Raw genomic sequence first — 26,813 nt, 5'->3', positions numbered from 1 at the left:
GCCGTGCTCAATCCTGCAAGGACGCACAGTCGTCGACATCATACTGGTATCCCGCCGCCTGGAGCTGGAAAAGGTTGGCGTACATGCCGTTCCTCGCCATCAGCTCGGGGTGGCTGCCCTCCTCCAGCACCTTGCCGCGGTCGATCACCACGATGTGGTCGGCCACCCGGACCGTCGAGAACCGGTGTGCGATGAGCAGCGTGGTCGCGCGTCCGGCGATCTCCTTCAGCCTGCCGAAGACCTCCGCCTCCGTGGCCGCGTCGATGGACGCGGTCGGCTCGTCCAGCACCATGACCGGCGCGTCACGCAGGAACGCCCGGCTGAGCGCCACCTTCTGCCACTGCCCTCCGGACAGTTGACGCCCCTCCTCGAACCAGCGACCGAGCTGGGTGTCCAGTCCCTTCGGCAGTTGTTCGAGGAACGGCAAGGCGCCCGCCTGGCGCGCCGCCTCGGTGACCTTCGCCCGGTCGTCGCGCGCCGCGAGGTTGCCGAACCCGATGTTGTCCAGCGCGGACGCCTCGTACTGGATGAAGTCCTGGAAGATGACTCCGATGTTCTTCCGGAGGTCCTCGACGTCGTACTGCTCCACCGGGACGTCGTCGATCAGGATGCTGCCGCCGCCGCAGTCGTAGAACCGTGCGATCAGCTTCACGATTGTGGTCTTGCCGGCCCCGTTCGGACCAACCAATGCGACGCATTGTCCCGCCGGGAGGAACAGGTTCACCCGGTCGAGGACGACGTTGTCCGTTCCGGGGTAGGTGAACGACACCTCGCGGAACTCGATGCCCTTGCGCAAGGTCTTCGGGAACGGGCGCTTCCCGTCGGTGCCCGGTCCGCGCGCCGGCTTCTCCAGGAAGGAGAAGAGGTTGCCGAGGAACAGGTTGTGCTCGTACAGCTGGGCCACACTGCCGACGAGCGTCTGGATCGTGGTCTGCACCAGCGTCACGGCCATCACGTAGCCGGCGAACTGGCCGATCGTGCCACTGGACACCGTGACGTGCACCGCGAAGAGGATGGCGACGGCCGCGGTGGCGACGCTCAGCATGCCGAGTGCGGCAGTGGCGGCCGCCTGTCTGCCTTCCCACTTGCGGTCGATCAGGTAGAAGCGCTCCACCAGGTCGCGGAACTGGCCGACGAACAGGTGCCCGAGCGAGAACAGCCTCGTCTCCTTGTAGTTGCGGTCGGTCGTGACGAGGTACTGCAGGTAGTTCACCCGCCTGCGGTCCGTGGACCGGTCGTATTCGAGCTTCCAGATGATCCGGCTGAAGAAGATGTTGGCCGCCAGCGAAGGCAGCGGCGCCACCATGACCAGCAGGGCGATCCGGACGTCCCAGGAGATCAGGACGACGCTGACCGCGCTGAGCGACACCGCGCTGGACACCGTCGAGATCAGGTTGGTGAAGATCTGGTACGGGCGGTGCATGGACTCCCGGTTGGCGCGTTGCAGCTTGTCGTAGGTTCCGGCGTCCTCGAAGTCCTGGAGCGGCAGCTGGACCGACTTCTCCATGATCCGCAGCTGGATGCTGTTCGCCATCCGGTACCGCAGCAGCGTTTCCAGGTAGCCACGGGCGGCGGTCAGCAGTTGCGCGATCGCGGTGACCACCGCGATCGCCCCCGCCGCGAGCAGGGCCTGGTTCAGCGCCTGTGCCGAATCACGCCGGCTCACGGCATCGGCGACCGACTGCACGGCGTGCGTGGTCAGCGACACGTTGAGCGCGGGAACCAGCGCGACCACCAGCGTCGTCGCCAACACTCCGGACATCTGCGGCGGACTGACCCGCCACAGCAGTACCAGGGCACGCAGCCAGTGGTTCTGTTGCCGTGGCGCGTCTTCAGCGCTGTTCGCCGTCATCGTGCTCCCCCCAGCCCGGCCGACGGCGAATGGACCTGCGCGCCAGCGACCACAGTTCGTGGCAGAGCACCTCGCGCTCCCGCGCGATCCCCAGCAGGCGGTTGACCTGCATGTGCACCAGGCTGCCGAGGATCGTGTCCTCGCTGCCCGCCAGCAGGCCCTGTGCCGCCAGGCTCCGTGCCCGCTCACCGGCCGCCGCCACGGTCTCCCGTTGCCCGGCGAAGACTCGGCGGAGCTCGTCTTGGCAGCTCCGCGCGACCGGGTCCGGGTGCTCGTCCCATGGTTCGAGCAGATCGCACAGCGTCGACTGCACGGTCCGGAAGTGGGCACGGGTCTTCCCGGATACGTCGAGTTCGGCCCCCGGCCGGATCTCGTGCACCGGATCGCGTCCCCACGCCCGGCACAGTTCGTGCATCGCGAGCACGCACACGACTTCGGGTTCCAGACTCGCCTTGTGCCGGCGCAGGACGTCCAGCAGACCGATCGAGACCTCGCTGGAACGTTCGAACACGGACTCGGCCGTGTCGATCATCTCTCGGCCTCCGTAGCGCTCGATCTCCCGCTGGTAGCTGGTGAAAGCGAAATCGGCGGCCTGTCCGGCCTCGACCAGGCCGCGGGCCCACTCGGCGGTTCTCGCCAGCACGGCGAGCGAGTCGTGGTCCTGCCGTACGCGCAGCCTTATCCGCAGGTGCGGCTCCGGATCGCCGTAGCGGAGGTAGAACCACCGGTCCAACGAACCTTCCGCGCGCAGGGCCGCGATCAGCGAAGCCGCCGCGCCGGTCACGATGTCGTCCTGCTGCACGGTGGCGGCGTACAACTTGAGGTACACCCACTCGGATCCGATGTGCTTGCGCCGATCAGGCGTCACCGTCGCGGTGCCGCCCGGCAGCAGTCCCGGCGCGTCGCCTCCCCTCACGACCGGTGCCGCGCCGATGGCCGGCCGGCGGACGTCCGCGGCGCGCTTCGCCAGCAGCGGCACGACGACCTCGCATTGGTAGTGCTTGCCCTCGGTGTCGGTCAACCAGGCGTCCGAGAAGCCGGGGAGCATTTCGTGGAGCAGCACCCCGCTGCGGCGGTCGCTCCGCATCGCACGCCGGACCTCGTACCGGAGCTCGTCGACCGCGAGCGGGTGTTCGAGGTCGAGCAGCAGGCGGTTGTCCATCCACACCAGGTAGACATAGCGGGGCACGTTCCACTCGCGCCGCCATTGACGCACCATCCCGAAGAACTCGTTGTCGTCAGGCAGGTCGGCGTCCTTCGCCAAGCCGGGCAGCGAACTCGCGCCGAGCCGCCACTGCGCCGGGTGCAGCACGACGCGGCCCCTGGTCACCCTGGGCAGGTACGGCGCGGCGCCGACGACTCCCCAGTCGAAACTGGGCAGCAGCGCGAAGAGGTCCTGGGACAGTTCCAGCAGCAGACGGCAGACGTTCGGCGCCCCGATGTGCCCGAGCATGTGGCTCTGGGTGATGTACAGCTCCTTGCCCAGCCGTCGTGAACGCAGGTAGAAGCGGTCCACAGTCGCCCCGACGTGGATGTCGCCGAGCGGAATCCGCTGCTCTTCCGGTACCGAGGGCGCGGTGTTGACACATACTTCATGACGGCGCAGGGGCGGGTGCACGGTCACGTTGCCGCTGCGGCCGAACGGGGTGAGGTAGCTGAGTTCGGCGAACACCACGTCGGGTAGCAGCCGCTCCTCGGCGCGGGTGAACTCCACGAGCTTCGCGAGCGACTCCGGGCCGAACAGGTCGAAGAACCTGCCGAACGTGCGTCCGCCGTCGGTCGTCGACCCGGAGCACAGGACCATGCGCCAGTCGCCGCGATCCAGCGCGGCCCGCGACTCCGCGGCCAGCTGCATGTACAGGTCGAGCGAAGGCCGTGCGGCGACGTGGCCTCCCGGCGAGTCGTGCGCCGTGAGCGTGGCGAGCCTTTCGTCGGTGAGTTCCACCGCGTCGTCGCCTCGGTAGAGGGCCCGCGAGGCGAACGCGGACAACACCATGTCCCGGTGCGAGTGGTCCTCCTCCGGGATGACGGGCAACGGGTAGGACCGCGCCGGCGACAGGTAGGTCGCCGGCGCGTCCAGACCGGCCTCGGGGCTGAGCAGCTCCAGCACCGGTACCTCGGCCCCGATGCCGTACCGTTCAAGGAAAGCGTTGTGGTACTCCACGATGTGCTGAGGCCGCCCGGGGGAGGCCCCGAGCCTGGTCAGCGTCCGCACCGCGTCCTCGGCGGTCCGTGCGACGTCCTCGGACAACCTGCGGTCCACCATCGCCAGTCCGGTGTCCAGCTGGTAGGTGTCGCCGTCGTAGCCCGGTGTCAGCGCACGTTGCTGCCGCGAGAGTTCGTCCAGACCGACGCCGCCATCGCAACCACGCCCTTCGTCGACCGTGGTGGTCAGCGTGCGCAGCCGCCGCAGCTCGTCCTGCACCGCCGCGCAGCCCGGCAGGCCGTCCAGTTTCTCGACGAGGTCCAGCTCCGGCAGCGAAACCGTCAAGGACGGCCGGAGATCGCTGGTCACCACGTGCACGTCCCAGAGCTGGCCGAGCATCGTGCGCACCTGTTCCTCGGTCGCACCGGGCATCTCGTCCCGCACGGCGGCGACGACGTCGGCGTAGCCGGTACCGGGCAGCTGGGCCGCGCGCAGCGCGACGCGCACCGGTTCGGTGACCCGGAACGCGATCGAGCGGTTGTCGGACTGCCCGTGCACGTCGGCGAACGGCAGCACCGCCCGGTTGCCGACCTGGTACAGCAACGGGTTGACGGCGACGCGGAGTTCGTCCCGGCGCGCTCCGTCCTCCTCGATCGCCTTGATCAGGGCGAGCAACCAGGCCAGATCGGCTCGTGTCCGCGTCTCGGCGACCGGGTCGGTGGCCAGCGTGGCCGCGGTCGTCGCGGCGAACTCACCCATCCCCACCGCGGCGAAGAGCCCGTACGGCGTCGGTCTGGTGGCCATCCGGGTGAGGTAGCGGAGCAGGGAGGCGTATACCCGGCCGGGCTTCCTGGCGTTTCCCGACTCCAGTTTGGCCAGGCCCGTCACCAGGCTCGGGCTGGCGACCCGGAGTGCCTGTGCCACCCGCGGCCGGGCCGCGATCTCACGCAACCGCTTCCTGCCCTCGTCACGCAGTCGGTCGAGATCCGCGTCGTCATGTTCCCGCGCCGGCTGGTCCGCGCCCGCCGTCGACATCATGTCCAGGTACTCCCCCGAGGGCAGTGTCGGTACGCGAAGCAGGTAGAACCCGGCGGCGCGGTAGCCGGCCCGCTCGTCCGCCAAAGACTCGTCCCGTGACGGTTCGCTCATGATCTGTGCGTTCCCTCTCTGCGATGTGGGTCAGCTGATGAGCAGGGCGCGTTCCCATCCCGAGCCGATCGGCGCGGTCGCGGACCACAACGCGAGCGCGACACCCGCCGATCCGCTCAGCAGTGCCGGGCTGTCGAGGAGGACGCCCGGCTGTTCGAGTTCCTGCACACCGAGCGGCAAAGCGGGGTCGCAGTGTGCGAGCACCTGTTCGAGCAGCAGTCCCAGCGCGTCCCGCGCGAGCGCGCTCCCGGTCTGCCTGGCGAACAACGCGCAGATGGCCAGCACTCCGGCGCCGCCGTGGCACAGGGTGGCGGAAGGGAACCGGCTGTTCGCGTCCAACCGGCGGAGGAAGCCCTCGAAGGCGTCGACCGCGGCCGCGCGCAGGCCGTCGTCACCGAGAGCGGCGCCGGCCTTGAGCAGGGCGCAGGTGACGCCGGGAGTGCCGTAGCACCAGGTCCAGGCGGCCGGGGGGCGCCGGGCCGGGTCTTCCTCGCCGTCTTCGGTCAGCCCGACCCCGGTCGGCCAGTGCGGACCGTCGGGCTCCGCGAGCGCGAATTCGACGACGTACTCGGCGATGTGCCGGATCGTCTCCGGCAGCCGCTCGTGCCGGAAGCCTGCCAGCGCCGCACACGACAGCGCCGCCAGGGGGCCGGGGATCCCGTGCGAGAGGCCGAGATTGACGTACCCGTGGGGGAAGTCCTCGTGGTATTCGTCGAGCGGCGGGTAGTTGGCCGGTGGGATGAACCACGGCTCTCGCCCGGTCGTGCTCGTCGGCGTGCACAGCCAGACGAGGTCGTCCACCAGGCTGCCCACCGCCTGCTCCACCAGCGGATCCGAGCGCCAGTCCGTGCAGAGCTGGGCGAGGATGCCGGCTTTGCCGTTGATCAGGTCGTAGTCGGCGTCCGTGACTCCGTTGTCGCCGCGCGGGCTCGGCGTCGCCAGCACCTGCGTCGCCAGCTGAACGGACAGCTTGTGCAGCGTCGGCCGGTAACGAGGGTCGTCCACGGCGCATTCGGAAAAGGCGAACGCCAGCCCCGCGGTGCCCGAGGCCATGCTGCACTGTGCCAGCGGAACTTCATGGGTGTGGCGCGCGGCGGCGGCGAGCTGTTCGTAGGCGAGAGCGCGCCAGTAGTCGGCTTCGGCGGGCAGTGCGCGAGCCGCGTTCTGGAAGGCGACCGCGGTCCCGGCGGGCCCCACGAACAGCGAGGCACCGCCCCACTCGAACGGGTACTTGGCGTCGCGGTCGCAACGGGCCACGGCCTCGGCGACCAGCCCGGGGTCGGCCAGTCTCCGCACGAGCAGCTCCGCGCACCCGCGAGCACGATCGGTCAGCGAGAGATCGTCCACCATCGTTTCGGACGAGGGCACAGCGGGCACCGATTCACTCCCTGTGTCGTACGGCGAGATGGAACGCGGTGTGCGGCCCTCCGGACCGCACACCGCGAGCTCGATCGATCAGGCGCAGGCGATCGGGCACTGCGTGATGCAGCTGACCCGCGAACAGCACGCGGTACGACCGGTGCAGATCCTCGTGCACGGAATGCTGCACGGGATCGTCGGGAAGGCCAGGTCCGCGCCATCGCCGGGATTCGCGACCTGGATTTCAAGATCGAACGGGTTCTCCGAGTTCATCGCACTTTCCTCTCGACAGTGCCCCACCGCCCAATGGGCGCAGGAACTGGAATAGGCGATCGTCCCCGCCACCGGACGGGCGGAAGCCGATCGAAGCCGCGAATCAAGCGCTTCGCACCACGCCGGTCGATCGTCGCACCGGGAAGAACGGCCGGACATCGTCGATCGCGACGGTTTTTTGGGTCGATCGATCGGGTGATCAAGTTGACGCCGCTTGCACACCGCGTTTCTTTACCATTCAAGGGTGGTGGGCTCCGTCACCCTGTGATAATCTGCGGCGCTCCGGGGAAGCAGCCGTTTTACGGGGGAGCTGCATGAATAAAGTCGATGCCGCCGCGCCGCAAATCTGGTCGGCAGCGCTGCACAAAGTCGATCTACTCACCCGCCGGGAAACCGACGTGTTCGCCCTGCTCAGCGAAGGCATGAGCAATAGGGAGTTGGCAGACCGGTTGTACATCTCGGAGCGAACCGTCCGAGGTCATCTGATCCAGATCATCACCAAACTGGAGCTCGACTCGCGCCTACGAGCCTGCATCGCGTCCTACGTCTGGCACACCCGGCGCGATGACGGTCGGGACAAGCACGAGACACGACGTTCGTCGTAGTAGCACCTCAACGGTGCACAAGGAGTCCTCTCCAACCTGCCGGCGCGGGCTGCGGTTCTGATGGAGACGTGGCGGAGCTCCTGGTAGATGACTTCTCGACCGAGAGCAAGGGCATCTCCAGGAGCTTCGTGCGCTCGTCCACCTCCTGGCCGACCTCGCCCCGGCGCCGGCCGACGCGGCGCGAGTCGCCTCGCGCAAGGCCTGCCTCATCCTCGACGGCACCCTGCTCCGTAGCGCCGCGACCTTGTCGCAGGGCCCTTTCGGTTCAGTAGCAGGACATCGTGCGAGACTGCTGCGCAGTGAACGCCACCGAAGAGCCGCACACCACGAGAGACATGTCGATGGTTCCCGAGGATCTCGCCATTTGGCGCCGCAGGCAGGCTGCGGGCAAGCCGAACCCCTGGTCGGAATCCCTGCGCCTGCTCGCCGACGACGAGCGGCCGGCGGCGCTCGACACCGGCTACTTGACCGCCGAGGACCTCGCGAATCCCGACATCGCCGCCAACGTCCGGGCGATCGGGGAAACGGCCGCGCTGATCACGTGGGTCGCCGAAGACGAGGACGAGGGCCGGGCGTTCGGCTACTGGCGGGGTCCGGACGACCTTCCGCTCGCCGCGGCACCCGTCGTCAGCCTCGACAACGAGGGCCAGTTCCAACTCCTCCGGGGCGCCAACCTCAGCGAAGCCCTGAGCGACGAGTACGGCCAGTGGACCGACGACGGCTATCCCGGCCTGGTTGCGCAGTGCCGTTCCCGGGGCGTGACGATCAGCGCCGACGACCCCGCCGAGCTCCCGGAGCCGACGGTGTCACCGACCCCGGCGGAGCACCACGTCGCTCGCTACCGCGAGTTGCTCGCGGGCAGTGGAAGCGGGGCTCAGCCGGCTGGCTGACGGGTTCGGGCCAAGCGGTTGGGCCGAACCGGTCAACTTGGGAGCGAATCGGCACGGAGCGTCGTCCAAGGCGCAGTAGCTTGGCTCGATCCGTACGTCACCGGAGGGGGAGCCGATGACCGATCCGCTGGCCGACGTGCAGCGCCTGGTGGACGACTGGGAGCGCGACGCGGAGGAGAAGGCCGCCCGGTACGAGTCGATGCGGCAGGAGGTCGAGCGGATCTCCATCACCGCGTCCGCCGCTGGTGGCGCGGTGAGCGTGACCGTCGGCCCGAACGGCATCCCCAGTGCGGTGACCATGACCGACGGGGTGAGCCGGTTGCGCCCGGAGCAGATCGCCGCGGCCGTGATGGAGGCGATGGGCAAGGCGCAGGCCGGCTATCCGGCCGAGCTGGCGCGGATCGTCGGGGAGACGGTGGGCCAGACCCCGACGGGGCAGCACATCGTGGCCGTGGCCGAGCGGAACTTCCCCCAGCCGGAGCCGGACGCCCGGCCCCCGGCCCCGCCCCGCCGGCCCGATGACGACGGCGACTTCACCGACGAGAACTACCTGAGGTGACGCGATGACGGGGTATGAGGCCGTTACCGGGGAGATCGGGGCGTTGGCCGGGCGAGTGGAGGGTCTGGCCGACCGGTTGCGCACGGCGGCGGACGCGGCGCGGACGGTGGCGATGAACGACTCCGCCTACGGCGTGGTGTGCCGGCCGTTCGCGATGCTGCTCCAGCCGTTCGAGGACATGGGCGTGGAGGCGTTGGTCAAGGCGGCGGAGACGGTGTCGGACAACGCGGCGAAGCTGCGCGAGACCTCCCGCGCCTACGACGCCCAGGAGTCGGGTGAGTCGGCGCGCTTCGACGGGATGAACACGTGAACAACCCCCTGGTCGCGACGGCGAAGAGCGACACGACGGCGGTCACCGGCATCGGCATCGCCGAGTCGGCCGACGACCTGGCGCAGGGGATCTCCGACGGCAGTTGGGTCGCGGCCGGCCTCGGCGGCATCGGCGTCGGCCTGGAAGTGCTGTCGATGGTCATCGACCCCATCGGCACCGTCGCCTCCTATGGCGTGTCCTGGCTGATCGAGCACGTGCAGCCGCTCAAGGAGGCGCTGGACTGGTTCGCCGGCGACCCGCCGGTCATCCGCTCCTTCAGCGAGACCTGGTCCAACGTCGCCGCCGAGGTCGGCCGCATCGCCGGGGAACTGGGACAGCAGGACGCGCCCGGCTGGCGAGGGGCGGCCGCCGACAGCTACCGCGGACACGCGGCCCAGACCGCCGACGCCATCGCCGGCGCCGGTTCGCTGGCCGAGGGCGTCGGAGCCGGTGTGATGATCATGGGCGAGGTCGTCGCCGCCGTCCGCGAACTCATCCGCGACCTCGTCGCCGAAGTCGTCGGCAAACTCATCACCTGGGCACTGGAAGCCGTCGCCACACTGGGCCTGGCCACCCCGCTCATCGTCGCCCAGGCCACCTCGACCATCGCCAAGGTCTGCAACCGCATCGCCGACATGGTCCGCAAACTCGTCAAGACCATCGGCAACGTCACCCCACGCATCCGCAAAGTCCTCGACAAGCTCGGCGAGATCATGGAAAAGCTGGGCAAACTCGGCCGTCGCGCCGACAGCCCCGGCAGCCCTGGTGTCACCAGCCCGTCGAGTGCACCGAGCACACCCGACGCACCCACCGTGAAAGGCCCCGACGGCACCACCAGCCCGTCCGGCGCAACCACCCCGTCAGGCACGGCCTCCTCCGGTACCACCAGCCCTTCCAGCACGACCACCCCGGCAGGCACGACCACCCCGGCAGGCACGACCACCCCGTCGGGTGCGACCACACCATCCAGCACCTCCACCCCGGACAGCACGCCCTCGACGTCGCAGCCCCGTTCACCAGGCGACACGACGAAACCCTCGTCCACCGAAGCGCCCGGCAAGCCCGGCACCAACCGCCCGGCCAAACCCGAGGACACCAGCACACCGGCCAACCAGCGCCGATGCGAGAACGACCCGGTGGACGTCGCGACCGGTGAGGTCGTGCTGGCCGAAACCGACGTCTCACTGCCAGGAGTGCTGCCGCTGGTCCTGCGCCGCGTCCACGTGTCCTCGTACCGCGCCGGCCGCCTCTTCGGCCCGTCGTGGGCGAGCACCCTGGACCAGCGCGTCGAGTCCGACGACCAGGGTGTCGTGCTCGTCACCGAAGACGGCATGCTGCTGGTCTACCCGGTGCCGCCGGCGACGGGTGTGGTTCTGCCGCAGTGCGGTCCACAGTGGACGTTGCAGCGCACCGCTGACGGGTACGCGGTCGACCAGGTCGGCCGCCTCCTCCACTTCCGCGACGGTCTGCTCGCGGAGATCAGCGACTACAACGGCAACCGGATCACCGTGGACCGGGATCCGTCGGGTGTGCCGACCGCCGTCCGGCACTCGGGCGGCTACCACGTCGACGTCCTCACGGAAGATGGCCACGTCACCGGTTACGTCCTGGGCAACGGCGACGCCCCGATCCAGTTGCCCAGCTTCCACTACACAGCTGGTGGTCGTCTCGCCGCAGTCGCCAACAGCAGTGGACGTCAGCTTCTACTGGACTACGACGACGCGGGCCGCATCACCCGCTGGACCGACCGGAACGGTCACTGGTACACGTACGAGTACGACGGTCGAGGCAGGTGCATCGCCAACCGGGGTTCAGGCGGCTACCTGGACGGCCGGTTCGAGTACGACGAGTCGAACCGCACGACCAAGTTCACCGACGCGCTCGGCAACACCACCTCCTACCACTTCGACGCGGCGCACAACGTCGTCGCGGAGACCGATCCGCTCGGTAACACCACGAGCAGCCAGTGGGACGCCCGGCGCCGCTTGGTCGCCCGCACGGACCCGGTCGGGCAGACCACCCGGTACCACTACGACGACAACGGCTACCCGGTCGAGGTGATCCGCGCCGACGGGGTGCGGACCACCGCCGAGAACAACGAGTTCGGCCTACCCGTCACGGTCAGCCAGCCCGACGGCGGCATGTGGCGCATGGAGTACGACGCACGCGGCAACATGACCGCCGAGACCGACCCGACCGGCGCGCGCACTTCGTACGAATACGACGACAAGGGCGCGCTCGTCGCCGTCATGGACGCGCTGGGACGCGCCGCCCGCTTCCAGACGAACGGCGCGGGCATGGTCATCACCGCGGTCGACGCGGAGGGCGCGACCACCCGCACGACCCGCGACGCGTTCGGTCGGGTCGTCGAACAGACCGACCCGACCGGCGCGCGTACCCGGACCGCGTGGACGGTCGAGGGCCGGTTGAGCCGCCGCACCCTGTCCGACGGCGCGGAGGAACGCCGCGGCTACGACAGCGAGGGCAACCTGGTCGAGCACATCGACCCCGCCGGCAACGTCACCAGGTTCGAGTACACCGCCTTCGACCTGCCGATCGCCCGCACCGACCCGGACGGGACCAGGCTGGTGTTCGCCTACGACACCGTGCTCCGGCTGACCTCGGTCACCAACCAGCTGGGCGCGACTTGGCGGTACACCTACGATCCGGCGGGCAGGCTCGCCGGCGAGCAGGACTTCACCGGTCGGGCGCTCACCTACCGGCACGATCCGGCCGGCAGGTTGGTCGAACGCGTCAACGGCGTCGGCGAGTCGACCACGTACGTCCGTGACGTGCTCGGCAAAGTCGTCGAGGAGCACACCCCGGAGGGCGCTACGACCTACCGGTACGACGCGGTGGGCAATGTGGTCCACGCCCGCAACCGGCACACCGAGCTGTTCTACGAGCGCGACGCTCGAGGCCGCGTCGTCGCGGAGACGTCCGGCGGGGCGACGGTCCGGTCGGAGTACGACCTCGTCGGCCGGAAGGTCCGGCGGATCACGCCCACCGGCGTGGAGAGCGCGTGGGATTACGACGGCCGTGACCGGCCGGTGCTGTTGCGCACGGCAGGCCGGGAAATCTCGTTCGCACACGACACCACGGGGCGTGAAGTCGAACGGCGCATCGGCGCGACGACTCTCGCGCAGGTGTGGGACGACGTGGGTCGGCTGCGCGTCCAGACCGTCTCACACGGCCCGGGAACGGGCTCCCGGCTGGTACAGCACCGCGCCTACCACTACCAGCCGGACGGCTCGGTGACCGCGATCAACGACCTGCTGCACGGCGACCGGGACATCGAGGTGAACCGCGCCGGGCGGGTCACGGCGGTGCGAGCGGCGACCTGGTCGGAGCACTACACCTACGACGCAGCCGGCAACCTGACACAGCCCGGCCCAGGACCGGACGGCTCCATGCGGTCTGCGTCGCCCGCGGTGTCCGACAGCTACGATCGACAAGGACGCCTGGTGGTGCGCCGCCGGAAGCGGTTGTCCGCCAAACCGGACGTGTGGCGCTACACCTGGGACAGCCAGGACCGCCTGGTCGGCGTGACCACACCGGGCGGCACGGTCTGGAGCTATCGGTACGACCCGTTCGGCAGGCGGATCGACAAGCGGCGACACGGCCCCGACGGCGTATCGGTGGTCGAGCGAATCCGATTCCACTGGGACGGTTTCGTGGTCGCGGAGCAGGTCGCGGAGTCCGCCGACACGCCCACCCGGTGCACAGTGTGGGATTGGGAGCCGTCTCGGTTCAGCCCGGTGACGCAGGTGGAGCGCATCCAGCCGGCCGACCGGTCCCAGGAATGGGTGGACGAGCAGTTCTACGCCATCGTCACCGACCTGGTCGGCACGCCGAGCGAGCTGCTCGACGACCAAGGCACACCGGTGTGGTGGTCGCGGAACACGATCTGGGGCGCGGCGACGCACGACCGCCACAGCGGCGCGTACTGCCCGTTCCGCTTACCCGGGCAATACCACGACCCCGAAAGCGGCCTGAACTACAACTACCACCGCCACTACGACCCTGAAACCGGCCGGTACGCCTCGGTCGACCCGCTCGGCCTCGCACCCGGCCCCAACCCGTACGCCTACGCGGCGAACCCGCACCGGTCGGTCGACCCGCTGGGCCTCGCGCCGGACTGCGACCGCGCCTTGGCAGCGGCCCGGGAACGCGCGGACACCGAGCAGAACCGGCCGGGCGCCAACAAGCACACCCGCCCCACCAGCGCGGCGGGCTTGGCCGTGCCGGGCCACGACAACACATTCGGCGGTGCGAGCGTCAGGGGCGGCGGTGACCACAACCTCCACCCCGACATCCAGGCCGCCTACGACCGCGTGCCCGAGTCGCAACGCGCACCGGGCAACCAGCACGGCCGCTGCGGTGAACCGGAGGCGCTGTCCAATGCCGTGCGGGCCGGTGTCGACCCACGCGGCGGCACCATGGCGGCCGTCGACGTGCGCGCACCGGGCAATCCGAAGCACGGGGTGCCCAAGCCGCCGTGCTCGTCGTGCCAACATGTACTCGACCAACTCGGCATAACGGTGGTGACCTAGCGGTGGAACGACGGTGGTCGGAGGAGACGGACCAGGTGCTGCGCGCGGCCGGCTGGCACCCGGGACGCGAGGTGCCCACCGCCGCGTGGGAGTCACTGCTCCGGGAACGCGGCGGCTTCGAGATCCACGACGCCGCGCGCCGATTCCTCGCCGAGTTCGGCGGTTTGGCCGTACCGGCCAGGGGGCCGGGGGTGACCAGCGCCAAGGTCGCCTTCACCCTGGATCCGTCGGCCGCCGAGTGGGACGACGAGATCTTCGACGTCCTGAGCGAGGAAGCCGGCGCCTACCTCTACCCCTTGGGCGAGGCCGACCACCGCAACGCCTACCTCGGCATGGCACCCGACGGCTCCGTCTACATCGGCATGGACACCGCCACTCCCCTCTCCGGGTCCGGTGATGGTGCCCTGGAGAAGCTGGTGGAGGGCCGGGCCTGACCCCGTGCCTGCCGAGGAACGGTTACTCCCGACGAATCACTCCATGAACGGTCCTCGACACGGATGACGTCGCCTAAGGGTGATTGCTCAGGGCATGGGGATGCGGCCCCAGACGACCTTCCGGTCACCTTCCTGGCGCACGCCCCAGTCGTTGCAGATCGTCCGGACCATCTTCATGCCGTTGCCCCGGTCGGGACTGATGCTGGAGAACCCGACGACCGGGACGCGGTCCGGGGTGGCGTCCCGGGCCTCCACGACGAGTTCAGGCCCGCGGTCCGGGTGGATCTCGCGCCGCAGCAGCAGGTGCCGGGGATCGTCCGCGTGGTCGCAGGCATTGGACGCCAGCTCCGTCGCCACCAGCCGCACGTCGTGGACGAAGTCCTCCTCGTGCCGGCGCAGCGCCTCGCCGATGCGCTCGCGCACCGAAGCGAGGTTGTCACAGTGCAACGAGATCTCGATCTCCACCTGGCCGGTGGTCCGACCCTCGTCGGCGTGGCCATCCGCGCCACGCTCGTCGTTCGCGATCGTCGTCGCTTCGTGCGACCCGATCGCGGTGTCCACCCCCGGAAGGGCTCGCGGCGAGGAATCATCAGAGGCGGCATGGGCGTCGTTCACCAGACCGGGTTGCCCGAAACCTTTTCCACCTATACACCGTTAAGCCATTCGGCCTAAGATCGATGCGGGTGTGTCCCAGGAACGGGTCCACGCGACCACGACACGGACCAACGCCGCCGCCGCCGTTCGAAGTATGAGGTGAACGTCCCGCCAAGCAGGTTCCGCACTGTTCCGCCATCGGACGGTGACGACCGTCACCCTCCGCCGATAGGGTCACATGGCTTGCAGGACAGCACCGGTGGTCGCCAACCGAGACCGCCTCGACCAGGTTTCCACGAAGTCCGACCCTCATGAGGTATCGGAGGCATGCCACGATCACCACACCGCCTCAGGTCGCGCGTGTCGTCCTGGGAATGTCGTGCGAGTTCGACGACCTCGATGCCGCATCGTGGGTGACGGCGTACGTGAAGCAACGCGGCGACGGCTCCGCAGTGCTGCGACGGCCCCCGCCTGCCGACAGCACCACACCTGAGCCGACCGCACGCCCAGGAGCGGACTCGCCGCAGCTCGACGTCGACAGCTCCACCACCGCACGCGCACTGGTGATCGAGTCGTTCACCGCAGACCTGATCGTGACGAGTTCCCGAACCGCGGCGGACAGGACCCTCGCGTTGGCCGTGGCCGCCTCGGCGCGGTGTCCGGTCGTCGCCGTTCCGTCCGGTGCGACATGGCGCGACGACCTGCCCACGTCGGTGGGAACCACCGGCGACCACCTGTCCAAGGCAACGTTGCGGTCCGCGTTCGCCCTGGCCCGAGTGTTGGGCACCGGTGTCCGCGCGATCTGCTGCACGCACGAGCCGCCCATCGCCCGAGGGCAGTCCACCTCGACCGCACGTGCCGCCGCGGCCGCGGTCGCCGAGTGCGCCCGGCGGTACCCCGACGTGCCGGTCGACACGAGGGTGGCCCGATCCCACCCGGTCACCGGGCTCATCCGCCACGCCAGACTGGCCGCCCTGCTGGTCATCGGCTGCACCCCCACCACCGACGAGTCCACGAGCCGCCGCCTGCTGGACCGCTGCCCGACCCCGATCGCGCTGGTCGGACCCCACGTCACCCGGACCCGCTAGTCGGCCGGCTGCGGCATCGCCCCGGCCGCGAGGGGGCCAATGTCCGCCGGCCTCAACCAGGTCGTAGCGCGAGCGCTACCACCCGGCGTGGTGCCGTCCCCACCGTGAGCCGGCGGGTTGGCCTGATGGTCCATGACCTGGCGGACGGCGATGCTGGACGCGATCGATCCGAAGTCCTCCAGCGAAGGAAAAGTATGTCGAAAGTGGATTCCGTGCGCCGCAACCTGGTTCGTGCCGCCAGTGTCGCACTGGTAGGAGCTTTCTGTGCGATCGCGGTGCCCGGTAGCGCCGATGCCGTGGTGAACGGGAAGAACTCCACCGAGCGCTACGAGTTCATGGCCTCGATCCCCGAGATCGTGCCCGAGCTGAACAACGCCAAGGGCGTCTGCGGGGCGGTGCTGATCCATCCCCGGTGGGTGGTGACTGCGGCGCACTGCGTCGACCCGGGCCGCAACCCGGCCGTGCCGGAGGGCACCGTGCGCATCGGCAGCCAGCGACGGACCTCCGGCGGCACGGTACGCACGATCGACCGCATGGTGCGCCATCCGGGCTACCAGCCGGGCGAGCCGAACAAGAACGACATCGCACTCGTACGCCTGGACCGGCCGGTCTCCGAACAGCCGATCCGCGTCGCCGACCGCCCCGGCCGCCCTGGCACGCCGACCCGTTTGCTGGGCTTCGGCACCACGGTCGACACCGCCGACATCACCAAGGCGGTGTTCCCCGAACGGCTCCAGCAGCTCGACACCCGCCGCGGGGCGGAGTCCGAGTGCTCGCCCGGCTACGCGGATTCGACCCGGCTGTGCACGGTGAGCCGCAAGCGCGACGCGATGGCGTGCATGGGTGATTCCGGCGGGCCGCAGGTCCAGCGCGGCAAGAGCGGCCGGTGGGAGCTGATCGGCGTCACCTCCGGTCCCGGCGACAACGACGTGCCCTGTGCCAACGGCCCCGGCTTGTACACCAGCGTGCCCGCCTACGCCGACTGGATCCACCGCACCATCCATGGGCGCAACTGATCCCGCCTCGGCACGCTTCAGCGTGACCTGATGCCGGATTCCCACCGCTCGTGACAAGCGGCAATGCCGCTTGTCACGGTCGGTCTCGGATCGACCCTCGCCCGTGCCCGGCCTGGGCCGACCGCGCGGTGCTCACCGCTCTGGCACGCCGACTCCCCCGGCTGCTGCGCGAGCACCGGTTGGAAACGCCTCACTCGCCACAGGACGCCGCCGACGTCATCTCCTACCCGGCCATCGGCCGGCCGGCGGCGGACACGAAGATCCGAGCGAGTTTCCCTGTCTCCCACTCCAAGCCGAGTCGATGCTCGGCGAGGTCGTAGTTGACGGTGACCTCGCCGGTGGCGCGGTTCTCCCAACTGTTGTGCACAAGAGCGCCGTGCGCCTGCACGTAGGCATCGACTGTTCCGTGTTGCCCGTCGAGGTCGAGCCCGGAGATCACGCGGCCGGCGCTCGGACAGAGCGCGACGTCGACGGTGATCTTCTTGACCAGCCCGTCGAGCAACGCGATGTCGACGCCGTCCGGACTCGAGTCCACAGGGTCCAGTGCACTGTGCCGGACGGTCGCGTCGGGGAAGAGCCTGCGCAGTTCCGCGTACGGCGCAGAACGCTCGGACGCACCCAGAGCGGCGTACATCGTCGTGATGACACCGGCCAACGACGTCCCGGGGACAGCGGGCAGGTCGGTCGGGAGAGTCTCGGTCTGCCGAGGTGCTGGTCGCAGGTCCCGACCACCGAAGTCGGCCACCCGGTCCCAGATCCAGTCGGCCATCGACTCGGCGACGGGCTCGTCGGGATGTCCGGGTCGACGCTTGACCAGCGCCCCCAGCGCGACGACGACCAGGTACGCCCCGGCGTCGTCGGTCATCACCTGTTCCCAGACCTCGTTCTCGGGCCAGTCCGGGTGCGCTGCCGGATCGGCCTCGATCTCGGCGCTCATGGCGATGATCTCGGCCGCTGACATCAGGCGGAACGGCTCGGCCAGCCCCCAGGCGGCACCGGAGCCGGGCTGCTGGCCGTCGTGCCAGGCCATCAGTTCCTCCGCGGCCACGGAGCCGAGCTCGTCGCTCTCGGGCACATCGGAGATCGAAGCCCCTGGTCGGAGCGTGGCGCGCAGGCCGGCGGGCATCACGTCGTCCAACGCCGCCAGCGCGGAAGCCAGGTCGATGCCGAGCACCTGGTCGCGAAGTTGTCGCCACCCCACCTCGATCACCCCGGTGCGGCGGATGTCCTCCAGCGTGATGTCCTGGGCGTGAGCGTTCTCGACGATCCGCAGCATCGTCCGAGCCGTCCCCACCAAGCCCTGCAGCAGGTCTTCTGTCGGGTCCTCGCGCAGCAGCCGCAGACCGAGTCGTTCGGCGTCGGCGAACCGGTACTGCACCAGATAGGACCAGCCGAGCATCAGAGCGACCCACGAGTTCGCCGCATCGGCCCGGACGGCCTCCTCGGCCGTGGGGACGAACCGGTCGGGCGGCGCGAAGGTCCCCAGCAGGTACGCCGCGCGTTTCCCGAGCGCGACGGGGAGTTCGTCCGGTGTCGTCCGAGAGCACAGTGCCACCGCCTCGTCGAGTTGGCGCCACCCGTCCTCGTGCTCGCCGCAGAGTGCCTGGGCGAAGCCCAGCTCCATCCAGTCGCCCCACTCCTCCTGGTCCTCGCCCAGCGCCGTGCGCGCCCAGCGCAGCGCCTCGGGGTGATCGTGCTCGGCAAACGCCAGATGTCGAAGGGCACGAGCCGCGTTGACGAACTGGTGGTCGCGGCGGCCGGCCACCTGGAGGTAAAGCCGCCGCGCTTCGTCGGCCTGGCCACAAATCTCACGGTGGTTGGCGAGCAACAGCGACACGCTGCTCCGCTCCGGCTGGACCGCGAGCACCTGCAACGCCAGCTCGGCGACCTTGGGGTGCGCCGGCTGTGCTGCGAAGAGCTCCCAGGCCAGGTCCAGGTTGCGCTCGACGGCGTCGTTGTCGTCGGCGTCCGTGCGGCCGAAGTCCCTCATCGCATGCCTCGCTTGACCCGGTACGCCCGGAGTTGATCGAAGGTGCCGTCGTCGACGCCGTACTCCAGCACCGGCGCCACCTGGTCGAACCAGGACGTCGTGGACGGGGTGATGCCGCCGACCGCGGCCAGCACCGCGTCGGTGGTGACCGGCACCAGCTCACCGCTGTTCATCGACTCGACCATGGCCTGCTGCAGCACGGTGGTCGACAGGTGACTGAGGTCAGCACCGGAGAACCCCTCCGTGGCCGCCGCGACGGCGACGACGTCCACACCGTCGGCGGGCTTGCCCTTCAGCGCGCCTTGGACGATCGCCGCCCTGGCGACCGCGTCAGGTGGCAGCACCAGCACCGTCTTGTCGATCCGGCCCGGTCGGCGCAGCGCGGAGTCGATGTCCCACGGTCGGTTCGTGGCCGCCAGGAAGTAGACCCCGTCGTTCACGCTGGACACGCCGTCGAGCTCCTCCAGCAGCTGGGTGACGAGCATCCGCATCGTCTGCGACCCGCCGCCACCGGAGGTACGCCGTCCGCCGAGCGCGTCGAACTCGTCGAAGAAGATCACGCACGGCGCTGCCGCGCGTGCATCGCGGAACACGCTCTGGATCGCCTTCTCGCTCTCCCCGATCCACTTGCTGAGCAGGTCCGCGAGGGTCACGTGGATGAAGGACGCCCTGAGATCGCCGGCGATCGCCCTGGCGATGAACGTCTTGCCGCACCCGGGTGGGCCGTACATCAGCAGTGACCCGCCCGGCTTCTGCCCGAACGCCGCCGCCAACTCGGGATTGCGCAGCGGAGCCAGGAAAGCGGTGTCCAGGTGCCGCTTGACCTCGGCGAGGCCCGCGACGTCGGCCAGCGTCACCGCCGGGCGTTCGGCGTCCCACAGCGACGCCGACCCGGCAGCGCCGCTGTCCTGACGGTCCTCGTCGGCCGGGGCCGGAACCGGTTTCGGCTCGCGTCCCCCAGGCCGCACCGTCGGCGCGGATGACGTGGCCTGGTGCGCGGTCTCGGCGGGCGGTGGCGGGTTCGAGGTTCGCAACCGCGCCGCCATCAGCCGGGCGCGCAGCAGGCGGACCCGCGCCGGATCACCGCCGACCGCCTCGAACGCTTTCAGTTCGGTGGCGGCGCGGTCCGGGTCCTGCTCCAGCAGCAGCGTGATGAAGTCCTCACGCAACGCCAGGTTGCCGGGGTCGGCCTCCACCTCGCGCGCGATCACCTCGACGAAGCTGTCGCCCGGGTCGGCACCGCTCACTGCCCGGCCCCTTCGATCCAGCCCTTGAGCAGACCCAGGTTCGCCAGCGGGATGTAGTGACCGAGACGCGGGTGGTCCAGCGTCACCCCGAAGACGCCGGCCTTGCCGAACGAGGCGACGTAGTCGATCGCAGCCGGCATCGGCACGCTGAACAACGACGCCGCGCCACTCTGCGGGTCGACCAGTCCGAGGGTGCGGGCGGCTTCATCCGCCCGTGCGGCGCTGCTGTAGAGGCAGATCATCGGCCCCTGCTCGGCGGCCACGGCATAGGGACGGGGACTGTCGGCCGAGCCCCGCGCGATGAAGAACCAGTGCTCCAACGCGGTCACCTGCCGCCACAGCGCGATCTGCGCCGTCGTGTCTCCCGCAGGCGCTGCTTTGACCGCCGCATCGAGGCGGTCCAGCTCGGCGACCGTCTCGGGGTCGTTGTCTCGGGTCATCCGGTTCTCTCTCGTCTGCTCAGCTGTCCACAATGGCGGTCACGACCCTGAACGCGCGCAACCGTCCGGTTTCAAGCCAGAGGCAAGCATGCCGTCGTCGCGTCGGGCAGTTCGACCCACACATCGATGCGTCGGCTGGTGTGAACGCATAGGACACGTCGGCGCGTCAAGCGATCACGATGTCCACAACCATCGCCCAAAGCGAGCACCGTCAGCGCGGAGCCGGACAAGGTCGTTTGTCGACAGTCGACCTCGATCTCGCGACCGACAGGTTATTCGAGTGACGAACGGGCCGCATCGGTCGTTCGCACCACACCCGAGGTTCACGTCACGCCAGCCAAACCGCCACACCTTCCACGCCAACCCGAAACGCTCCCGCAGGCGTTACCCACCCGAACCGGTCACCGTCGCCTGCGCGGACCGGGTTGTCGGGTTCGTTGGCTGGTACTGCGACACGAGGCCGCCGTACTACGCCGGACCACTCCCGCCCGCGACTGGGGTGGTCCGATCGCGGGCGGCGCCCGCCGGACTGACGCCGAGGCGTCCGACCACAGCCCTGAGTTGTGTATTGATCACGGGTTTGCACAATGCGGTCGGCCGTGCTGAGTGCGGCGGCCCGACCCTGTCTCCAGGTGAGACGGCCCGACCCCCAGCATCTCCTCGGGCCGTCTCGGTCTCATGGTGCGCGGCCGTTCGTGTGAACCACTTGCCAGGTTCTGTTTCGCCCTGGTCAACGTGCTATTCCTGACCTCAGGTCGGGTACGCGAGCGGCGGCCGGGCAGGGGCGGACATGCCGGTGGAGTTCGGTTTACTGGGCGAGATCACCATGCTCGTAGATGGGCTGGCGGTGGAGTTGGGCCCGGCCCGGCAGCGATGTGTGCTGGCGGCCTTGGCAGTGGATGCAGGCCGGGTGGTGCCGGTGGAACGGCTGATCGAGCGGGTGTGGGGTGCGGACACGCCGCCGCGGGGACGGGCGGCGTTGCACAGCCACATCTCGCGGCTACGCCACGCTCTGCCGGCGGCGGACGGCGTTCAGATCGTCCTGCGCTCAGGCGGCTACGTCTTGGTGGTGGACCAGGCCGATCACGCGGTGGATCTGCGCCGTTTCCGCGACCTGTGCACCCGCGCCCGCGGCACCGATGACGACATGCGACAGGTGGCGTTGTTGACGGAGGCGTTGGCGTTGTGGCGCGGGGAGCCGTTGACCGGCTTGAGCGGACAGTGGGTCGAGGCCGAACGCGACCGGCTGCGGCAGGAACTGCTGGACGCCGAGCACGACCTAGTCGACGCCCAGCTGCGCGTCGGCAGCGGCGAGGAGCTGGTGGCACAACTGTCAGCGCGTACCGCGCGATACCCATTGGACGAACGGGTGGCCGGGCAGTATCTGCTCGCCCTGTACAGGGCCGGTCGGTCAGCGGATGCCTTGGAGCACTACCGCCGGTTACGCGAAAGTCTGGTCGAGGAACTGGGCGCCGACCCTGGCGGCCCACTGCAGGAACTGCACCGTCGGATTCTGGCTGCGGACTCCACGTTGTCCGCCCCGCCGGGCGCCAGGGTGGAGCCGGCGGTGGTGCCCCGGCAGTTACCCGCCGCACCACCACATTTCACCGGTCGCGACACCGACCTCGCCGCGCTCACCACCATTCTCGACGAGGCGAGACAGGGGCGCATGATGGTGATCTCCGCAATCGCCGGCGCCGGTGGCATCGGCAAGACCTGGCTGGCCGTGCACTGGGCCCACCAGCGGCGGGGCCAGTTCCCGGACGGGCAGTTGTTCGTCGACCTCCGCGGCTTCAGCCCTGACAGCGACCCGACAGCACCTGCGGTGGCACTACGTGGGTTCCTCGACGCCCTCGGCGTAGAACCCCATCGCGTCCCGGCCCACCCGCAGGCACAAACAGCGCTGTTCCGCAGCCTGGTCGCACGGAAACAAATGCTGATCGTGCTGGACAACGCCGCCGACGCCGAGCAGGTAGCACCACTACTGCCGGGCGGGGACTCCTGCACAGTGCTGGTGACGAGCCGCAGAACCCTGACCGGGCTGATCACTCGCCACGGCGCGCATCACCTGACCCTCGACACCCTGAGACGGGACGAGGCACGTGCTCTGCTGACCCGGCGCCTCGGAGCGGAGCGGATAGCGGCCGAACAGGAGTCGGTGGCCGAGCTGGCCGGGTTGTGCGGCGGGTTCCCGCTGGCGCTGGGCATCATCGCCGGCCGAGCCCATGCTCATCCCCGCATCCCATTGGCCGAGTTCGTTACTGAACTGCACGACCTGGGTGTGAACGCCCTGGACGACAACGACTCCTCCACCGGTATGCCTACCGTGCTGTCCTGGTCCTATCGGGCACTGACCTCCGAGCAGCAAATCGTGTTCGGGCTGCTGGGAATCGCACCCGGCCCGGACATCGGCTGCCCGCAGCCGCCAGCCTCACCAGCCTTCACCAGGCACAGGCGAGGCGGGTGCTGCGTGGCCTGGAGGACGCATCGCTGCTTGGTCGAGATGCCCACGGCCGCTACTCGATGCACGACCTGATTCGCCGCTACGCCACCGACACCGCCCACCACCAACTGCCCGATGACCTGCGACATGCGGCGCTGCACCGGGTGGTGGACTTCTATCTGCACACCGCCCATACCGCCGACCGACTCCTGAACCCGCACCGCGCAACCATCCACCTGGATCCTGAAGCGCCCGGCTGCCATCAGCATCCGTTGCACGACGACGCAGCGGCGTTGGCGTGGTTGGACGCCGAATACACCTGTCTACTCGCGTCACACCACGTCGCCTCCACACATCGCTGGGACAAGGCCGTGTGGCAACTGGCGTGGGCCCTGCACACTTTCCATCAACGACGAGGACACCTTCGCAACTACCTTGCAACCTGGCAGGCTGCCCTCGTCGCCACCGATCGCCTCAACGATCCCATCGCTCGAATTCACAGCCAGTGGCATCTCGGCGTCGCATACGCTGAGATGGGGCGCCACGACGAAGCGACGGACCACCTGAACCGCGCACTCGCCCTTGCCGAACATATCGAGGATCGTCCCAAACAGGTCCACACCTACAACGCGCTCGCCTGGGCGTCGGGCAAGAGTGGGGACGACCGCCGTGCCCTCCGCTACGCCGCCCACGCCCTGACGATCTGCCGTACCCTCGACGACCCGCTGCAGGAAGCCACCGCCCTCAACGCGATGGGCTGGTCCTCCGCCCGCCTCGGCGACTACGAGCAGGCACGTGAACACTGCCAGGCCGCACTCGCCCTACAACGCCTCCATCACCACCTGGACGGCGAGGGGGCAACGCTGGACAGCCTCGGTTACATCGCTTACCACGCTGGCTGTCATCAAGAGGCCGTCCAGCACTATTTGCACGCTCTCGCGCTGTTCCGTGCTGTTGGCGATACTTACGCGACAGCCGACAGCCTCGACAGGCTTGGCCACCCGCACGTCGCCCTCGGTGAACTCGAGCAGGCCCGCGCTGTGTGGCGCGAGGCCCTGAAGCTCTACCAGTCCCAACAACGCCAGGACGCCGACCGTGTCCAACAGCAGCTCGACGTCTTCGGCGACTCGGCACAGGACTGACGTCCTCGCTGCCCTGTGCCTGCCGCTGCCCATGAGCGACCGGGACAAGGACGTGGAGATCCTGGTGCTACAGCACCAGATCACCGTCCTGAAGCGTCAACTGGGCAACGCCTGTCCACGTTCCTCGCGGTGACCGGGCGTTTCTCGCGGTACTGCTGCACCGACTCCCGACGCAAGCGCTTCGTCGGTTCCGACTTCTGGTGCGCCAACACCAGCACACTCGCAGCGGTCCCCAGCCACAGCACCGAGCGCGGCGCCGTCACCACCACTGGAGACGGCACCAGCCCCCTGTGTCCTGCCCGCGTTTATGTACCTACCGAGGTGTTCAGCGACTGCCGGCTACACCTGCTCGGTGTGGACCGTCGTCGCGGGCTGGCTACCGGCCTGTCGGCGGTTCTCGAGCGTGATACCGCACCTGCCAATCAGCGCGACACCGGTACCGATCGTCGTGGCCACCGGCGCGGCCAGCGCCGCGACCAACCCGAGAGCCACCGGCACCTCGAGCACCACGTCGTCCTTGCTGTCACGCACGACCACACGGCGGTTGATGCCCTCGTTGACCAGCCCGCGAACGGCGTCGACTACGGCGTCGACGGCGGCACGGGGGGACTCGGGCTTGGATTCGCTCATGACTCTCCTCGAACTGCGGATGTCCCTTGACGCCTCCAGCGTGCCCTCGGTCGGGCGCCCTGCCATCAGGGTTTCCCCTGACCCCCACCTGATTCATCCCTCAGGACACCGCTCACCGCCGCCACCGGCCCTGTACCAAGGTGGACGCCATAACCCGAGCTACCAGCGACGACTCTCCCCGGTGTGATCGCCTTCTCCGGTTCCGGAGGTAATGACCGGATGGTCCAATGGGCTGAATGGGCGACCTGTTCCGCGAGGGACGCCTCACTGGGCCTGCGGGGCCCGGTAGAACTGCGGTTCACCGGCACACCGCGCGGCTTACCGGAGGTTGGCATGGCGGACGCGGATCGGCGGGCTCTGCACCGCACGATGGTCGTGGTCGACGTCGAGAAGTTCGGTTCCCCGGACCGGACTCTGCCCAACCAGATGGCCATCCGCGAGCGCTTGAACCAGGTGGTGTTCGAGGCGCTGGCGGAGGCCGGGGTGCCCTCGGACGTCTCCTACCACGAGGATCGCGGAGACGGCGTGTTCGTGCTCGTCCCGCCGGAGACTCCGAAGGCCTCGCTGGTGGAAACGCTGCCCGCAGCGTTGGCAGCGGCTCTGCGCAGACACAACACCACGAGCGACGACACAGCGCCGGTACGACTGCGGCTGGCATTGCACACAGGCGAAGTCGCCTTCGACGAGCACGGCGCCACCTCCGCCGCGGTGACCACCGCGTTCCGGCTGCTCGACGCCGCCGCGCTCAAGCAGGCCCTCCACGACTCGGCGGCACCCGTCGCAGTGATCGTGTCCCGGCAACTGTTCGACGAGGTCGTACTCCACTCCAGGACCTTGGACCCCGCCACGTTCCGCCAGGTCGACATCACCGTGAAGGACACTCGGGACTCCGCGTGGATCGCCCTGCCCGACTCCCTCATCCGCCATCTCAAGGACGCGGATCACTCCGCCGGCATCCATCAGGTGACGGTCTACACGTCCGGCGACGACGGCACGTCCGTCCGCGACGCTCTGGTCGAACTCCTGGAGACCGCAGGGGGCACGATCACGGCATCAGGGGAACCGGAGCGCGGGTCGTGGTTCCAGCAGCTGTTCGCCCGGCAGAACGACCCGGACGCAGTGAAGAACCTGGCCGAGGCCGTCACTGCCGCCGTAGCCAACGAACTGGCGTCGGACACCATCGAGACTGTCGTGCAAGGGCGCGACATCACCATCGAAGTCCACGCGCCGGACACGACCAGCGAGGAACGAACCGCCCACGCCATCGCACGCCTGCTGGACGCATGTCGGGGTCACGAAGACGTTGTCGTGTACACACGCCACTTCCTCCTGATCAAGATCGGCCCACAGATCACCGCCTGGGAACCCACGGACGACGAGTGCCACTTCCTCGACTGCAACCCCGCACTCCTGCACTCCCCACACGAACTGGTGGCCGCGATGGCCGCCGTCGCACACCGCCCACACGCCGGCAGGCGAGCCCGTTAGACGAGTAGTGCGTAAGTGGAGGCGGTGGCCGGAGACGGACGAAGGGTGTTCAAGATCAGTTTGTGACGACCGACCTGAACACCCTTCTGACCACACTCCACGTCAAGATCGACGACCACCTCGCCGGTAGGCGTCGGATGGGCAGGCCGCCGAAGCTGACCGACGCCGAGCTGGTCACCCTGGCCGTGGCCCAAGCGCTGCTGGGGTTCACCTCCGAGGCCCGCCGGCTGCGGTTCCTGCCCGCCCGGATGCTCGGCCCGTTCCCGTACCTGTCCGGCCAGTCCGGCTACAACCGCCGCCTACGCGCCGCATTGCTTCAGGTCAAGCAGGCCATACGCCGGCCGGCCGCCGACACCGACCTGTGGACCGACACCACCTGGATCGTCGACTCCACCCCGGTCGAATGCGGCCGCTCCCGCCCCACCGTGAAGCGTTCGGAGTTGGCCGGCTGGGCGAAATACAGCTACTGCCGATCGCACTCCCGCTGGTTCTGGGGCCTGCGCCTGCACCTGGTCTGCACTCCCGCCGGACTGCCAATCGCCTGGGCACTGGCCGATGCGAAGATCGGCGAGCGGGAGGTGCTCATGGCGATCTGCGACCAGATC

General features: G+C 69.2%; 20 protein-coding genes and 1 pseudogene. 13 read left to right on the top strand and 8 right to left on the bottom strand.

Annotated elements, in window-relative coordinates:
• Positions 1–7 precede the first annotated feature (7 nt).
• The 3 genes from FHS29_RS25040 to FHS29_RS25030 are packed head-to-tail and all read right to left on the bottom strand — an operon-like array spanning position 8 to position 6,524.
• The gene (locus FHS29_RS25040) at positions 8–1,852 is read right to left on the bottom strand and encodes an ABC transporter ATP-binding protein (protein WP_184694468.1); all 1,845 of its coding nucleotides are present in this window, start codon (positions 1,850–1,852) and stop codon (positions 8–10) included.
• Positions 1,833–5,147, bottom strand: a complete 3,315-nt coding sequence (locus FHS29_RS25035; protein WP_184694466.1) for a lantibiotic dehydratase — start codon at positions 5,145–5,147, stop codon at positions 1,833–1,835. The genes FHS29_RS25040 and FHS29_RS25035 overlap by 20 nt, the downstream gene beginning before the upstream one ends.
• Positions 5,148–5,177: 30 nt before the next feature.
• Positions 5,178–6,524, bottom strand: a complete 1,347-nt coding sequence (locus tag FHS29_RS25030; protein WP_221456582.1) for a lanthionine synthetase C family protein — start codon at positions 6,522–6,524, stop codon at positions 5,178–5,180.
• Positions 6,525–6,552: 28 nt separating this feature from the next.
• Between FHS29_RS25030 and FHS29_RS25025 the strand changes: the two genes are divergently transcribed.
• From FHS29_RS25025 to FHS29_RS24995, 7 genes are all read left to right on the top strand, one after another.
• Positions 6,553–6,834, top strand: coding sequence for a hypothetical protein (locus FHS29_RS25025; RefSeq protein WP_184694463.1), 282 nt, complete (start codon positions 6,553–6,555; stop codon positions 6,832–6,834).
• A 259-nt stretch (positions 6,835–7,093) separates the two neighbouring features.
• Positions 7,094–7,384 (top strand): LuxR C-terminal-related transcriptional regulator, encoded by a 291-nt coding sequence (locus tag FHS29_RS25020; protein WP_184694461.1) that lies wholly within the window; start codon positions 7,094–7,096, stop codon positions 7,382–7,384.
• A gap of 335 nt (positions 7,385–7,719) precedes the next feature.
• Positions 7,720–8,274: a hypothetical protein gene (locus tag FHS29_RS25015; RefSeq protein WP_184694459.1), complete on the top strand. Its 555-nt coding sequence runs from the start codon at positions 7,720–7,722 to the stop codon at positions 8,272–8,274.
• A gap of 115 nt (positions 8,275–8,389) precedes the next feature.
• Positions 8,390–8,833 (top strand): YbaB/EbfC family nucleoid-associated protein, encoded by a 444-nt coding sequence (locus FHS29_RS25010; protein WP_184694457.1) that lies wholly within the window; start codon positions 8,390–8,392, stop codon positions 8,831–8,833.
• A gap of 4 nt (positions 8,834–8,837) precedes the next feature.
• Positions 8,838–9,143 carry a type VII secretion target gene (locus FHS29_RS25005; RefSeq protein ID WP_184694455.1) on the top strand — a complete coding sequence of 102 codons (306 nt, stop codon included), beginning with the start codon at positions 8,838–8,840 and terminating at the stop codon, positions 9,141–9,143.
• Complete coding sequence (locus FHS29_RS25000) at positions 9,140–13,696, top strand: DUF6531 domain-containing protein (RefSeq protein ID WP_184694453.1); 4,557 nt, start codon at positions 9,140–9,142, stop codon at positions 13,694–13,696. Before FHS29_RS25005 ends, FHS29_RS25000 begins: the two co-directional genes overlap by 4 nt.
• A 2-nt stretch (positions 13,697–13,698) precedes the next feature.
• Positions 13,699–14,130 carry an SUKH-3 domain-containing protein gene (locus FHS29_RS24995; RefSeq protein ID WP_184694451.1) on the top strand — a complete coding sequence of 144 codons (432 nt, stop codon included), beginning with the start codon at positions 13,699–13,701 and terminating at the stop codon, positions 14,128–14,130.
• Between the two features lie 87 nt (positions 14,131–14,217).
• Here FHS29_RS24995 and FHS29_RS24990 read toward each other — a convergent pair whose 3' ends face one another.
• Complete coding sequence (locus tag FHS29_RS24990) at positions 14,218–14,691, bottom strand: ATP-binding protein (protein ID WP_184694449.1); 474 nt, start codon at positions 14,689–14,691, stop codon at positions 14,218–14,220.
• A 407-nt stretch (positions 14,692–15,098) separates the two neighbouring features.
• Between FHS29_RS24990 and FHS29_RS24985 the strand changes: the two genes are divergently transcribed.
• The gene (locus FHS29_RS24985) at positions 15,099–15,812 is read left to right on the top strand and encodes an adenine nucleotide alpha hydrolase family protein (RefSeq protein WP_184694447.1); all 714 of its coding nucleotides are present in this window, start codon (positions 15,099–15,101) and stop codon (positions 15,810–15,812) included.
• Positions 15,813–15,937: 125 nt separating this feature from the next.
• Positions 15,938–16,828 (top strand): S1 family peptidase, encoded by an 891-nt coding sequence (locus tag FHS29_RS24980; protein ID WP_246440797.1) that lies wholly within the window; start codon positions 15,938–15,940, stop codon positions 16,826–16,828.
• Positions 16,829–17,051: 223 nt separating this feature from the next.
• Here the strand turns inward: FHS29_RS24980 and FHS29_RS24975 are convergent, their stop codons facing one another.
• The 3 genes from FHS29_RS24975 to FHS29_RS24965 are packed head-to-tail and all read right to left on the bottom strand — an operon-like array spanning position 17,052 to position 20,505.
• Positions 17,052–18,818, bottom strand: coding sequence for a tetratricopeptide repeat protein (locus FHS29_RS24975; RefSeq protein ID WP_184694446.1), 1,767 nt, complete (start codon positions 18,816–18,818; stop codon positions 17,052–17,054).
• Positions 18,815–20,065, bottom strand: coding sequence for an ATP-binding protein (locus FHS29_RS24970; protein WP_184694444.1), 1,251 nt, complete (start codon positions 20,063–20,065; stop codon positions 18,815–18,817). The genes FHS29_RS24975 and FHS29_RS24970 overlap by 4 nt, the downstream gene beginning before the upstream one ends.
• A complete protein-coding gene (locus tag FHS29_RS24965) occupies positions 20,062–20,505 on the bottom strand; it encodes a hypothetical protein (protein WP_184694442.1) in 444 nt (147 codons plus the stop codon). The genes FHS29_RS24970 and FHS29_RS24965 overlap by 4 nt, the downstream gene beginning before the upstream one ends.
• A 790-nt stretch (positions 20,506–21,295) precedes the next feature.
• Between FHS29_RS24965 and FHS29_RS38280 the strand changes: the two genes are divergently transcribed.
• On the top strand, positions 21,296–23,041 hold the full coding sequence (locus FHS29_RS38280; RefSeq protein ID WP_312865091.1) for an AfsR/SARP family transcriptional regulator: 1,746 nt from the start codon (positions 21,296–21,298) through the stop codon (positions 23,039–23,041).
• Positions 22,969–24,090 (top strand): tetratricopeptide repeat protein, encoded by a 1,122-nt coding sequence (locus FHS29_RS38275; RefSeq protein ID WP_312865090.1) that lies wholly within the window; start codon positions 22,969–22,971, stop codon positions 24,088–24,090. Before FHS29_RS38280 ends, FHS29_RS38275 begins: the two co-directional genes overlap by 73 nt.
• A gap of 339 nt (positions 24,091–24,429) precedes the next feature.
• On the opposite strand, the gene FHS29_RS24955 is transcribed toward FHS29_RS38275, so the two are convergent.
• A complete protein-coding gene (locus FHS29_RS24955) occupies positions 24,430–24,720 on the bottom strand; it encodes a DUF4342 domain-containing protein (RefSeq protein ID WP_184694440.1) in 291 nt (96 codons plus the stop codon).
• Positions 24,721–25,053: 333 nt separating this feature from the next.
• On the opposite strand from FHS29_RS24955, the gene FHS29_RS24950 reads away from it, so the two are divergent.
• Together FHS29_RS24950 and FHS29_RS24945 are read left to right on the top strand one after the other, a co-directional pair.
• The gene (locus FHS29_RS24950) at positions 25,054–26,208 is read left to right on the top strand and encodes a hypothetical protein (protein ID WP_184694438.1); all 1,155 of its coding nucleotides are present in this window, start codon (positions 25,054–25,056) and stop codon (positions 26,206–26,208) included.
• 62 nt (positions 26,209–26,270) lie between these two features.
• A pseudogene (locus tag FHS29_RS24945) lies at positions 26,271–26,807 on the top strand (transposase family protein); the annotation flags it as partial.
• Positions 26,808–26,813 lie beyond the last annotated feature (6 nt).

This window comes from Saccharothrix tamanrassetensis (genome assembly GCF_014203665.1).
GTDB classification, from domain to species: Bacteria; Actinomycetota; Actinomycetes; order Mycobacteriales; family Pseudonocardiaceae; genus Actinosynnema; species Actinosynnema tamanrassetense.
The sequence above is the reverse complement of the archived record's forward strand: the minus strand, read 5'-3'. Positions and strand labels throughout refer to the sequence as shown.